This is a genomic window from Rhodococcus sp. PSi06 (assembly GCF_054960675.1).
This window is the reverse complement of record NZ_JBHNYO010000003.1, coordinates 77,411-89,440: the sequence shown is the minus strand read 5'-3', so window position 1 is coordinate 89,440 and position 12,030 is coordinate 77,411. Positions and strand designations below refer to the sequence as shown.

Below are 12,030 nucleotides of genomic sequence, written 5' to 3'. Positions count from 1 at the left end.
GTCAGTCGATCGACGAAGCACCCAGACGACGGATCACGGCGGCCAGATCGACGGAAGCCACCAGCCCTTCGGCGGCGATTCCGGTTCCCTCGCACAGCATCGTCGCGGCCCACCGCAGCGGCAGCAGACCGTGCGTAGCCGCAGCGTCGACCACCTGTAGCGACGATTCGTGTGCGCGGGTGGTCTGCCCCGCGCAACTGAGCGCGGCCGCAAGTACGAGGTCCGTCTTGATCCTGTGGCGTAACGAATCGGCATCGTTGGCGAGCGCCTGTGCGGATTCGGCGTGTCGGACGGCACCGGGGCCGTCGCCGCGCATCATCGCCAGTTCGGCCGATACCCACGCGGCCCGTAGAGCCGGTCGCCACAGGCCCTCACCGTTCGGCCCGTGCCGATGCTTCTCGCTGCGCGCGAGCAGCGTCTGCGCCAACTCGAACCGCCCGATGCCGAGCGCGTCGGCAGCGAGGCCGACCAATGCATCGCTACGGGCTTCGACCGAGTCCTGCGATCTCGGAGGTCCGGTGAGACGGATCAGAAACACCGCTCTGCCGTCGAAGTGGCGCGCTCGCTCGTGCCTACCCAGTTGGCGCAGCCATGACGCTCTGGTCGAGGCGTGCAGCGACTCGAGTTCGGGGGTATGAGGCCGGTGCCGCCTCAACTCGACGTCCGCGGCACCGTACCGACCTTGACCTGCCAACGCCACACTGCGGTGCCAACTCTCGCGCGGATCGGTCGCCGCGGGTAGCGGGAATCGCCCCGGGTCGGAACCGAAGGCGACGTTGCGGAGTCCGGACGGCGTCGCGGTCACCGAGATCTGCTCTGCTGACACGAGGCAAGGGTAGAGCCTTGCTCGACGGCGTCGGACTCTCGCTGCGGGGGTAACGGTACGACGACCCGGAAACGACGTCGTGCAGCGAGGATTCACACCCTGTCTCCGGCACCGGATGCGGCTTGTCTTCCCTGAACGAAATGCAGTTTTCAAGGAATTAACAATGAATGAAAGGACCTCGCAGGAAACGACAATCTGAACGCTGTGTGGCGAATAGGTTAAACGCCGTATCGATTCGCCGAGCCCCGCGCGCGGGCACCGCGCTCTTCCCGGACTCCCCCGGCCTTCGAAACGCCCTTAGTGAGTCCGTCACCGTACGGCGTCGTTCCCACCGCGAACGCCGCGTCGAATACCCGCTGAAAAACGGCGCGCCGACGCCGACTCGAGCCCTCGACCAGCAGTATTCATCGCGTACGGAAGGACGAGTAGTCCACCTGGCCCATCGTTCCCGGCACCGGAGAAGGGCATCGGCGAGAAGTGCCCAGGGCCGCGACTTCCCCTATCGTCTCCCCTGTCGGCGGATTCTTCAACAGGAAGAGCACGCACGAGGGAAGGCCCAAGTAAATATCGCCTGTGTTAATTCTTGGTCCCATAACTATGCATTTGCCCACGACGAAGAACTATTGACTCGATTTCCTCGACCCACATAACGTTGTCGGCATTCGGATCACGAATTCGAGAAGCCACACCACCCTAGGAGTTTTCATGCCGCAGCCGAATCACCTCCCTGGGCCGAACGCCGATATTTGGGATTGGCAGATGCACGGCCTGTGCCGTGGAGTCGACTCGTCCATGTTCTTCCACCCGGACGGCGAGCGAGGCCGCGCACGAGCACAGCGCGAGATGCGCGCCAAGGAAATGTGCCGCAGCTGCCCCGTGCTCGCGCAATGCCGCACTCACGCGCTCAACGTCAGCGAGCCGTACGGCATCTGGGGCGGGATGTCCGAAACCGAGCGAGAGCTCCACGCACGTCACAACCGTCGCCGCATCGCGGTGTGAGCGCCACAACTCGCGAGTACACACACGACGAAGCCCCCAACCCGAGACGGGTTGGGGGCTTCGTCGTTCTACCGATCGTCAGTGAGCGTGACCGTGCCCGGCAGCAGGCTCGACGGCCTCTTCCTGCTTCTCCACGATCGAGCTCTCCGTCGTCAGGATCATCCGTGCAACCGACGCGGCATTGACCACGGCGGACCGGGTCACCTTCACGGGGTCGACGACGCCGTCTGCCAGCAGGTCACCGTACGTCAGGGTCGCGGCGTTGAATCCGTGTCCCTTCGGCAGCTCGGCCACCTTGCTGACGACGACAGAACCGTCGATGCCGGCGTTGGTGGCGATCCAGAACAGCGGTGCGTTGAGCGCAGCGCGCACCACGGCGACACCGGTCGCTTCGTCGCCGGTCAGTCCGAGATCATCGGACAACGACAACGCTGCCTGCGTCAGAGCGGAGCCGCCGCCGGGGACGATGCCCTCTTCGACGGCCGCCTTGGCTGCTGCTACTGCGTCGTCGACGCGGAACTTGCGTTCCTTGAGCTCGGTTTCGGTGGCTGCGCCGACCTTGATGACGGCGATGCCGCCCGAGAGCTTCGCAAGCCGCTCTTCGAGCTTCTCGCGATCCCACTCGGACTCGGTGTTCTCGATTTCGCGGCGCAACTGGCCGACGCGAGCATCGATGTCTTCCTGGGAACCCGCACCGTCGACGATGGTCGTGTCGTCCTTGGTGACGACGACGCGACGAGCGCGCCCGAGAAGCTCGAGGCCGGCCTCCTTCAGGCTCAGGCCGACGTCGGCAGTGATGACCTGTCCGGCCGTCACGACCGCGAGGTCGTCCAGGAATGCCTTGCGGCGATCACCGAAGAACGGTGCCTTCACGGCAACTGCCTTGATGGTCTTGCGGATCGAGTTGACGACGAGTGTCGAGAGAACTTCGCCCTCGGTGTCCTCGGCGAGGATGAGCAACGGCTTGCCACTCTCGGCGACCTTCTCCAGCAGGGGAAGGAAGTCGGGAAGCGAGGTGATCTTCTCGCGGTAGAGCAAGACGTACGCGTCTTCGAGAACCGCTTCCTGTGTGTCGACGTCGGTGACGAAGTACGGCGACAGGTAGCCCTTGTCGAACTGAACGCCCTCGGTGACCGAGAGTTCGGTGAGCAAGGTGGACGACTCTTCGACGGTGACGACGCCGTCGGCACCGACGCGGGTGAGCGCCTCACCGACCAGTTCGCCGATCTCGGAGTCGCGCGAGGACACGGTGGCGACCTGAGCGATTGCCTGCTTGCCCTCGACCGGAGTGGCGGCGGCGAGCAGGGCCTCGGCGACCTTGTCGGCAGCCTTGGAGATCCCGACGCCCAGTGCGATCGGGTTCGCGCCGGCGGCGATGTTCTTGAGTCCGCCGCGCACCAGTGCCTGGGCGAGAACGGTCGCGGTGGTGGTTCCGTCGCCTGCGACGTCGTTGGTCTTGGTGGCAACACTCTTGACCAGCTGTGCGCCGAGGTTCTCGAACGGATCTTCCAGGTCGATCTCACGAGCGATCGACACACCGTCGTTGGTGACGGTCGGTCCACCGAATGCCTTGGACAGCACCACGTGGCGTCCGCGTGGTCCGAGAGTGACCTTGACCGCGTCGGCGAGCTTGTCGACACCGCGCTCGAGTGATCGGCGCGCTTCCTCGTTGAATTGGATTTGCTTTGCCATGTTTCGGTGTTACTCCTTCGAGTAAAGAAACTCGATCGAACGCACACCGCCCCGGCACCGACACGAGATCGGCTTCCGGGGCGGGGTGCGTTGTGGCCTACTTGGCGATGACAGCCAGCACGTCGCGTGCCGACAGAATCAGGTACTCCTCGCCGGCGTACTTGATCTCGGTGCCGCCGTACTTGCTGTAGATGACGGTGTCACCCTCTTTGACGTCGACCGGGATGCGGTTGCCCTTTTCGGTGACACGGCCTTCGCCAACGGCGACGACGGTGCCTTCCTGAGGCTTCTCCTTGGCTGTGTCGGGGATGACCAGACCGGAGGCGGTCGTCGTCTCGGCCTCGTTGGCCTGGACGAGGATCTTGTCCTCGAGCGGCTTGATTTTCACGCTCGCCACGTTGAGCCCTCCAAAGTTATGGGGTACGCGTCCGGGGTCGGATCCCCGGACAGCTGTGTGTAAGTACTTCTCGTGCGGTCCTGACAAACACGGCTCGAACTAGTTCCCGTCGTCGCGGGTGCCGGGACCTCGCTCGATGCCAACTAGCACTCTATACACGAGAGTGCCAGCACTCAAGGGCTGGGTTCGCCAGAGTCGCGCCGGAGCGCACACCGGCGCTCGCCCGCAATGCAGGACGCGCCGTTTCTTCCATTCCACGCAACGGAAAATGCTGCAATTCACGGCCCGAAACGCCGAATACCGCCACCGTTCTCGGCGATTTCCGAATGTGCGGTCTGCGATCGAAAAGCCAGGTGAGCGACGCCGAACACCTACCCGATAACCGACCGCATGGAATATAACGCTCGCATAAACACCGGAAGTAACGTTACGATAACGGGGCTGTCCGAACGAGAACGATCGACAGCTGTGTCACGACAGGAGACACAAGAGCAGTCGAAACGGACGAGCAGACGGGGTGGGAGGTGCACCATGCGGGTTGGAGTGGGAGTGTCCACCGGATCCGAGGTCGTGTGCGCAGCCCTCGTCACTGTCGACCACGACGGCAGTCGCACGGTGGAGTATCGGACCGTATCGGCCGATCGCCAGGCGAACACCGACTTGGGTGAACTCGTCACCTCTGCCGTCGAGCTCATGGCCTCGCTCGTTCCCGGGCGTCGATCGCCCGACGCAATCGCCGTCACCTACCGCACGGACGAACACGCCGCCAGAATTCGCAGCGCGCTGACGCACACCACCCGCGACGTTCGGCTGGTGCCCGAATCCGCGGCGGCAGTTGCGGACCTGTCGACCACCGGCCTGATCGACGGCTACGACACCATCGCTCTGGTCGATCTCGGCGCGGCCGGTCTGTCGGTCACGGTCACCGACCGAACCACCGGAACCGTGTCGGCGCACGGCCGTTCGGACGTCGTCAGCGGCAACGCACTCGATGCTCTCGTCAAGGATCTCGTCCAGGACATGACCCGCGACAACCTCCGAGACGACATCCGCGACGACCGCGGAATCGGATCGGCACGGTACCGATCGATCAAGGAACAACTTTCCTTTCGAGACGAAGTCCGGATCGAGCGCTACAGCGGGGTACCGCTCACCGTCGACCGCAGCGCGTTCGAGACCGCTGCATCGCCACACTTCGACAACGCGGCCCGTTTCGTCCGCAGCGTGTTCGACGAGAGCACCCACGAACCCGAGGCCATCGTGCTCATCGGCGGCGGTGCCCACATCCCCCTGCTGTCCAAGTCCATGACCGACACGTTCCATGCCCGCGTCGTCCGCCTACCCGAGCCGGACGCAGTGCTCGCGGTGGGAGCGGCCTCGGTCGCTGCGTCGGTGACCGACAATGACTACCCGATGGTCTCGGCGGCACGCCGACACGCAGGCCGAATGAGTCGCTACTCGGGTGCGGTGGCTGCCGCTGTCGTCGCAGGCGGATTGGTGCTCGCCTACGGCCTTCAGACGATGGCCCCCGCAGACGACCCCAGCGTGTCCCCCGCCGGTACCGCAACGAATCCGGGCGTGGGCTCGGGCTCCGGCGATGCGGGACGGCCCATAGCCGAAGGGTATTCGCCCAGCGACGCGTCGACGTCCACCCGAGGTTCGCGAGATACGGTCGGCCCGGAGGCAACCACAGTGGAGTCGGACGACTCCCCGTCCGGACTCACGATGTCCACCGTGCCGACGACCACGCCGACGCTGCGACCTGCTCCCGACCTCCCGCGCATCGAATGGCCGATCGGCCCGCTGCCGGAGTCGTCACCCGAATTCAGTGCCACTGTGACCGCGGAGCCGCCGACACCGGTGACTCCCGGAACCACGACGCCCGCACCGGTTACCACGTCACCCACCTCGCCCACCGATTCCGATTCGGGCGAGACGCCGGGTCCGACAACGCCGTCCGGCCCCACCGAACTCAGCCCCGCACCGACGCCTCGACCGTCCGCCGAGGCGGTGCCTCAGATCGGTACCGAAAACGGCGGCGAGGCACCCAGCGGTGTGGAACCCAGGACTGTGGAACCGACCGAATCGGCCACCGTTCCGACGACAGTCGTCCGTGGCTCGGACTCCACACCGGAACTGACGCCTCCGCCGATCGTCTGGTCCCCACCGCCCGCGGTGTCCGCCCAGAGCGTCGAACCCCGCACGTCACAGGACACGGCTGCGCCGCTGACTTCCGGATCCGTTCCGACTGTTCAGCCGGGAACCTGACTGATCGCAACCGACAGCCCGGGATCGGTCACCGCAGTGAGCGCCGACGGCACCGCGCCGCCGGCCGCAAGGTGCGCACCCAGAGCCGCGATCATGACGCCGTTGTCCGTGCAGAGCCGCGGCTTGGGTATTCGCAGCGTCAAACCCTTTTCTGCACAACGACTTTCGATCAACGACCGGATTCGCGAGTTGGCTGTGGCACCGCCGCCCAGAACGATCGTGTCGACGCCCACGTCGGATGCTGCACGCACCGCCTTCATCGTCAACACATCGGCGACGGACTCCTGAAAGGATGCGGCGATGTCCGCGACCGGAACTGGATCGCCTGCGCGTTGCCTGGCCTCGACGAATCGGGCGACCGCGGTCTTGACTCCGGAGAACGAGAAGTCGTACCGGGCGTCACGAGGGCCGGTCATTCCCCGGGGAAAAGCGATTGCGGACGGATCACCCTCGCGCGCAGCAGCATCGAGAGCCGGCCCGCCCGGATAGCCCAATCCCAACAGTCGCGCGACCTTGTCGAAGGCCTCACCGGCAGCGTCGTCGACCGTGGTGCCGAGCTCGGCGATCGGCCGAGACAGGTCGTCCACGTGCAGCAGATGAGTGTGCCCACCGGAGACCAACAGGGCGACGCACGACGGCATCGGACCGTGTTCGAGTGTGTCGACAGCGACGTGTCCCCCGAGATGGTTCACCGCATAGAAGGGCACGCCCCATGCCGCGGCGTACGCCTTGGCAGCAGCGACGCCGACCAGCAATGCCCCGGCCAATCCCGGCCCGATCGTCACCGCGACGGCATCGGGACGATCGATGTCGGCGGCGGACAGAGCTCGCCGCATGGTCGGCACGATGGCCTCGAGGTGCGCCCGTGACGCCACTTCGGGTACCACTCCGCCGTACCGCGCGTGCTCGTCGACGCTCGACGCCACCTCGTCCGCCAGCAGCTCGCATTGTCCGGCGTTCCACCGGACGATCCCGACTCCCGTTTCGTCGCAGGAGCTTTCGATACCCATGACGATCATCGGGCTGATCCTTCTCGTTCCGGCCGACGCATGGTGAAGGCGTCGGCTCCGCTCGGCTGGTAGTACTTCGCCCTGGTCCCCACGATCTCGAACCCCTCGCGTCGGTACAACTCGATAGCAGGCTCGTTGTCGGTGCGGACCTCGAGGAAGACCGGTCCACCGTGCTCGTCGGCTGCACGTAGCAGCTCGTCGAGCAGTTGCCCACCGATTCCTTTTCGATGATGAGCCGGATCGACACCGATGGTGTGCACCTCGGACTCGCCGACCACGAACGCACCGCGGCTCGGCTGCCCCAGCAGGGCGATGCCCGCGTAGCCGACCACCTCGCCGCCCTCGCGCGCCGTGACGTAATGATTGTGGGGCGCAGCCAGTTCCGCGACGAATGCATCCTCGGACCAGGGGTCGTCGCCCTCGAAGAGGACGGTCTCGAGGTACGCGCATCGAGGGGCGTCCTGCACAGTCATGGGTTCGATCGACACCGTCATTGCCGAGCCTTCGCCGCGGCGCGCTCGTCGAGCGTCTTGGCATCGGGACGGCGTAGATACAGCGGAACGAGCGGACCCGGTGCGACTCCGCTCGCGATGGCGTGCGCCGCGGCCTTGATCAAACCGGCCGGTGACGGTGCCTGCACATCGTGAACAAGGAGGTCGAACTGCGCGGCATGGAGGGCGGAGCCTGCAACCGCATCCACCCCGAGACGATCGACTTCAGCGAGTGCGAGCACGTCGGGTCCTGCTGTGCGCACCCCCGCCTCGTACCGGGCCCAGTAGATTTCACGACGACGGGCGTCGGTCACCACCAGCAGGGTCCCCGGCTCTTCAACATCGGCCGCTATGGCGTCGAGGCTGCAAACCCCGTACACCGGCAGTCCGAGCGCGTCACCGAAGGCGGCGGCCGTCGCCATCCCCACCCGCAACCCCGTGTACGGGCCGGGTCCGACGCCGACGACGACCGCATCGAGATCGGCCGCGGTGAGACCGGCGTCGGTCAAGCACTCGAGAATGTTGGGCGTCAGGATCTCCGCGTGCGATCGCGCGTCAACCCGCACCCGCGTGGCGAGGGTCTCCACCGAAGTACCGGAAGCCTCCGTCAGGCGCACCACACCTGCGGTGACGGCGGGGGTCGAGGTGTCGACGGCAAGTACAAGCACGAGGGTTCAGATTACTCGCTCACTCACCCACCGGAGCACTCCCGTCGTGCGCGGAACCTCGCCCCTTCGCTACGACTGCTGGTTCGAGGTCCGCGCACCCGAGTCAGGCGACCGCGTCGAGAATCATGTATTGAGCGGTGATGCGCTGGTGCGCCGCCAGTTCGTCGTCCTTCGTGTCGACCATCGCGGTGTAGCGGCCGACGTGCACCCGGCACCGGATGGTGGTGTCCGTCGTCGACTCCTTGGTGATGCAGGACGATTCTGGAACTCCGGGAGCGGGTGCGGATTCCTCGTAGACTCCGTCTTCGAGATCGCCGTCGTTCATGGCTTGGTAGAGCTTCTCCGCACCCTCTGCATCCGCGCTGCGGTAGACCATCGAGTCGTCGATCGCGACGCGATCGGTGCCGGTCTCGTCCAGTACCGCATCGAGGTCGCCGCTGACGGTGAAGTGTTTGAGTCCGCGCGCCCCGTACACACTGAGCTGGTTGACCGTGCGTTCTTCGGCCGGAAGCGTCAGAATCAGGACCTTGTCGACGTCGATGGGCAACGAGTCGAACTCCCCGACCGGCGTGGCCGGGAACTGGTCGAGCAGCGTCCCTTGCTCGTCGACTGCACGGGCGATGGTTCGGGCAGCCCACTGCTCGTCACCCGAACCGGAGTACCCGTTGACGTAGATCACGAAGTCTCCACGTGCGGTCAGGGTATTGACCGACAACGCGTCGTTCTGTGTGTTGGACGATGCCAAGGTTTCCGGAAGTACATCGATGGCGGTCTCGGTGTCGGCCGGCCGGGGTGTGCCGGTGTACTGGTCGGGAGCGCCCTCGGTGATCAACACCTCGTGTACGCCGCGGGCGGCATCGGCGGCGGCCTCCGCGTCGGGAAATCTGAGCACCGAGATGCTCAGCACGTTGGCGCTCGACGCGCGTCCGGAGGGATCCGGTGCCGAATCGGGCGCGGTATCGGAGGACCCACCGGTGGAGAACCCGGACAGCATCCCAGCATCGGTGAGGACCGGAACGGCGTCCTGCGGCAGGATCAAATCGGTGGCCTCGGGACCTTTCAGGACTCCGAGTGTCGAATTCTTGCCCAGGGAAGAGTCGATGGTCGACGGCAGGGCGACATACTCTGCCAGGCGTTGCGCCTCGATCATGTAGCCCTGTGTTTCGTCCCGAACCTGTGCGTATTCCGCCCGGGGCCATGTCCTGTTGTCACCGGGATCGAGCGCACCCTCCGCTGCCGGTGCCCCGCTCTCGGCATTCTCCCCGGTGGCAGTGGCCTCTACGGCAACTGCCTCGGGAGTCGATCCATCGGTGTCCGATCCGCATCCCGCCACCAGCGCCAGGGCTGCTGCGGCCGCGATCACACCGGGTCCCAATCGTCTTCTCATAGCTGTCCTTTCGCTGCGTCGGACATCAGACGCGGCGACGCACCACAATGTTCCCGCCGCGACGACCGAACGATTCGATTGCCCGCCGCGGGAACAAACGGCGATCGGTCGGCGTCCGATCGCTGCATCGTTCGGTACTGCGCAGTGGCCGCAGTCCGGGCGCATCGGCTACCGAACACAGAACGATTCTTCGGAACGAACATGACGATGGGGAGAACTCGATGACGGACTACGGACACTATTCACCCGCACCACCGAACCCGGCCGAGCCGGAGCCCGGCGCAGGGCGCGGCAAGAAGCGTGCACTGATCGTCGGAGCGTCGATCGGTGTCATCGCGGTCGCTGCCGTGGCCGCGGCGATCGTAATTCCTGGTCTGTCCGATTCCGAGTCCGGGAACGTCGATACCGCCGCCGCCCCCTCGGCCGTGGTCGACCAGGACAAAGACGCGCAGGACATCGATGCCCTGACCTCGCAGTACCTGAGCATCCTCGGATCGAACGGCGGACGAGAAGGGCTGGCCCCCGTGCGGTGCGCCCAGGCGATCGAGCGGGCCGAAAAGTCACCGCCGGGCCCTCCGTTCCCGGATGGGGTGGACATGGTGGTCGCGGAGAAGCTGACACAGAATTTCTACGGGCCCGATCACGCCACCGCACGAGTGGTGGTCGGTGCCACCGTCGACGGCGCACCCAGCCTGGGCGGCGGCGACGGCACCATCCTCGGCCTGGACTACCTGAGGGAAGATGGAACGTGGAAGGTGTGCCGCGTCGATCCGCAGTAGGCACCCGGACCTCACTCTCGACGACGAACAGCCCCGGATCGACAGATCCGGGGCCGTTCTGCATCGATGACGTTGCGAGGGGCTGCCGTGGCGCGCTACCGCGGGATCGAAGTCAGGATCCGGTTGCGGTCTCGAGAACCAGATACTGTGCCGCCGTCATCCGATGGGCCTTCGTCTCGTCCTCGAGCGTGGACAGCTCGGCGGTGTAGCGATCCTTGTGCAGAAGACATGCCGTCTGCACCCCGACCGTTGTGTCCTTGGAGAAGCAGCTGGAGTCCGGTACACCGGGTGATCCGGCCGAGGGCTCGAACCCCATGCGGAGATATTCCTGCTTGAGCATGTCGTACATGACGGCGGCCCCGGATGCGTCGGCGGATCGGTAGACGTTGGTTCCGTCGGTGGCCATCCGATCGCTGTTCGACTTCTCGAACTCCTCGAGCGTCTTCGTCGAATCGGTCGACGTGTGCGCGGCACCACGAGCGCCGTACACCGCGCGCCGGTCGCGATCGCGATCGTCATCGTCCTGTTCCAGAGTCAGAACCAACACTCCGTCCTGGTCGATCTGCAGTTCGGTGAACCGGTCCGACGGGGTCGGAGAAAATCGGTCCAGCAACGTTCCCTGCCGGTCGACGGCGATCGCGATCGAGCGCGCCACCCAATCCTGCTGGCCCGCGGGCGCAACGGCGTCGACCGAGATCACGTAGTCACCCCGTGCGGTGAACGAGTCACTCGACACACCGCCCAGTGCGGTGGGCTTGGACGAGACGAGGGTATCGGGCAGAACGTCGATGGGGGTGGCCTCCGCCGCCGGGCTGTACTCGGTCGGGAGGTAGGACTGCTCGATCAACCCCTGCGCGGCGCGTCCGGCGGACTCCGGGTCCGGAAACCGCATGACGATGACATGCAACGCATTTCGGGTACCCGGATCGACCCCCGGCTCATCGACTCGGTAGCTGGCGTCGGACGAGAAACCCAACATCATGTTCTCGCGAGCCAGTACATCGACCTGACCGTCGGTGTACAGAACTCCTCGGACGGAGTTCGCTCCCGCGAACGCTCCAGTAGAAAGCCTGTAGTTGTTCAACAGACGGGGATCTACTTCGCTGGGCAGGACGACGAATTCCGCGAGCCGTTGGCCCTCGATCACTTGCCCTTGTTTCTCGTCGCTGACCGTCCCGAACGGTGCCTGAGGTGTCGTGCGAAAGTTACCCGGGTCGATCTCCCCGGGAGCAGCGGCTTCGCTGGTCGTCGGACCCGAGCCGTTCGACGGGCCGTCGCCACCGGAGGAGCAACCCGTCACCAGCGTCACCACCGTCAGCGTCGCCAGTACCGATCGTGTCCACATCGAACGCATGGTAAGCCCTTCTCGAGAGAGTCGAAGTCGGCGATCCGACGCCGGGAATCGTGTCATTGTTCCCGCTGGGCACATTTCGAGCTGCCCGGGAACAAAGCCACCACCCCGAGCGTCCAATGCGCGTCGGTCGTTCGCCGCACGACAACCGCACACGAACGC

At 65.4% G+C, this 12,030-nt stretch carries 11 protein-coding genes; 3 read left to right on the top strand and 8 right to left on the bottom strand.

The genetic code is table 11. The annotated features are described in order from the left end of the window. Position 1: 1 nt before the first annotated feature. Positions 2-826, bottom strand: coding sequence for a hypothetical protein (locus tag ACFI9K_RS05135; RefSeq protein WP_462662518.1), 825 nt, complete (start codon positions 824-826; stop codon positions 2-4). Between the two features lie 705 nt (positions 827-1,531). On the opposite strand from ACFI9K_RS05135, the gene ACFI9K_RS05130 reads away from it, so the two are divergent. Next, positions 1,532-1,825, top strand: coding sequence for a WhiB family transcriptional regulator (locus tag ACFI9K_RS05130; protein WP_027496361.1), 294 nt, complete (start codon positions 1,532-1,534; stop codon positions 1,823-1,825). Positions 1,826-1,903: 78 nt separating this feature from the next. On the opposite strand, the gene groL is transcribed toward ACFI9K_RS05130, so the two are convergent. Beyond that, on the bottom strand, positions 1,904-3,517 hold the full coding sequence (groL, locus tag ACFI9K_RS05125) for a chaperonin GroEL (RefSeq protein WP_462662517.1): 1,614 nt from the start codon (positions 3,515-3,517) through the stop codon (positions 1,904-1,906). Between the two features lie 97 nt (positions 3,518-3,614). Beyond that, positions 3,615-3,914 (bottom strand): co-chaperone GroES, encoded by a 300-nt coding sequence (gene groES, locus ACFI9K_RS05120; protein WP_008718149.1) that lies wholly within the window; start codon positions 3,912-3,914, stop codon positions 3,615-3,617. Positions 3,915-4,445: 531 nt separating this feature from the next. Here groES and ACFI9K_RS05115 point away from each other — a divergent pair. Beyond that, positions 4,446-6,182 (top strand): Hsp70 family protein, encoded by a 1,737-nt coding sequence (locus tag ACFI9K_RS05115; protein WP_462662516.1) that lies wholly within the window; start codon positions 4,446-4,448, stop codon positions 6,180-6,182. On the opposite strand, the gene tsaD is transcribed toward ACFI9K_RS05115, so the two are convergent. From tsaD to ACFI9K_RS05095, 4 genes are all read right to left on the bottom strand, one after another. Beyond that, positions 6,167-7,201: a tRNA (adenosine(37)-N6)-threonylcarbamoyltransferase complex transferase subunit TsaD gene (gene tsaD, locus ACFI9K_RS05110; protein WP_462662515.1), complete on the bottom strand. Its 1,035-nt coding sequence runs from the start codon at positions 7,199-7,201 to the stop codon at positions 6,167-6,169. The two genes, ACFI9K_RS05115 and tsaD, sit on opposite strands and share 16 nt — an antisense overlap. After that, complete coding sequence (gene rimI / locus ACFI9K_RS05105; RefSeq protein WP_462662514.1) at positions 7,198-7,686, bottom strand: ribosomal protein S18-alanine N-acetyltransferase; 489 nt, start codon at positions 7,684-7,686, stop codon at positions 7,198-7,200. The genes tsaD and rimI overlap by 4 nt, the downstream gene beginning before the upstream one ends. After that, positions 7,683-8,351 carry a tRNA (adenosine(37)-N6)-threonylcarbamoyltransferase complex dimerization subunit type 1 TsaB gene (tsaB, locus tag ACFI9K_RS05100; protein ID WP_462662513.1) on the bottom strand — a complete coding sequence of 223 codons (669 nt, stop codon included), beginning with the start codon at positions 8,349-8,351 and terminating at the stop codon, positions 7,683-7,685. Before tsaB ends, rimI begins: the two co-directional genes overlap by 4 nt. 103 nt (positions 8,352-8,454) lie before the next feature. Continuing rightward, positions 8,455-9,738, bottom strand: a complete 1,284-nt coding sequence (locus tag ACFI9K_RS05095) for a DUF7373 family lipoprotein (protein ID WP_462662512.1) — start codon at positions 9,736-9,738, stop codon at positions 8,455-8,457. Positions 9,739-9,959: 221 nt separating this feature from the next. Here ACFI9K_RS05095 and ACFI9K_RS05090 point away from each other — a divergent pair, with 221 nt between their 5' ends. Next, complete coding sequence (locus ACFI9K_RS05090; protein WP_462662511.1) at positions 9,960-10,517, top strand: hypothetical protein; 558 nt, start codon at positions 9,960-9,962, stop codon at positions 10,515-10,517. Between the two features lie 112 nt (positions 10,518-10,629). Here the strand turns inward: ACFI9K_RS05090 and ACFI9K_RS05085 are convergent, their stop codons facing one another. Next, positions 10,630-11,862: a DUF7373 family lipoprotein gene (locus ACFI9K_RS05085; RefSeq protein WP_462662510.1), complete on the bottom strand. Its 1,233-nt coding sequence runs from the start codon at positions 11,860-11,862 to the stop codon at positions 10,630-10,632. Positions 11,863-12,030: the final 168 nt, after the last annotated feature.

Coding starts and splice junctions, on each gene's coding strand:
- groL (WP_462662517.1), bottom strand. CDS start 3,517: ATGGCAAAGCAAATCCAATTCAACGAGGAAGCGCGCCGATCACTCGAG.
- ACFI9K_RS05095 (WP_462662512.1), bottom strand. CDS start 9,738: ATGAGAAGACGATTGGGACCCGGTGTGATCGCGGCCGCAGCAGCCCTG.
- rimI (WP_462662514.1), bottom strand. CDS start 7,686: ATGACGGTGTCGATCGAACCCATGACTGTGCAGGACGCCCCTCGATGC.
- ACFI9K_RS05090 (WP_462662511.1), top strand. CDS start 9,960: ATGACGGACTACGGACACTATTCACCCGCACCACCGAACCCGGCCGAG.
- ACFI9K_RS05115 (WP_462662516.1), top strand. CDS start 4,446: ATGCGGGTTGGAGTGGGAGTGTCCACCGGATCCGAGGTCGTGTGCGCA.
- ACFI9K_RS05130 (WP_027496361.1), top strand. CDS start 1,532: ATGCCGCAGCCGAATCACCTCCCTGGGCCGAACGCCGATATTTGGGAT.
- tsaD (WP_462662515.1), bottom strand. CDS start 7,201: ATGATCGTCATGGGTATCGAAAGCTCCTGCGACGAAACGGGAGTCGGG.
- ACFI9K_RS05085 (WP_462662510.1), bottom strand. CDS start 11,862: ATGTGGACACGATCGGTACTGGCGACGCTGACGGTGGTGACGCTGGTG.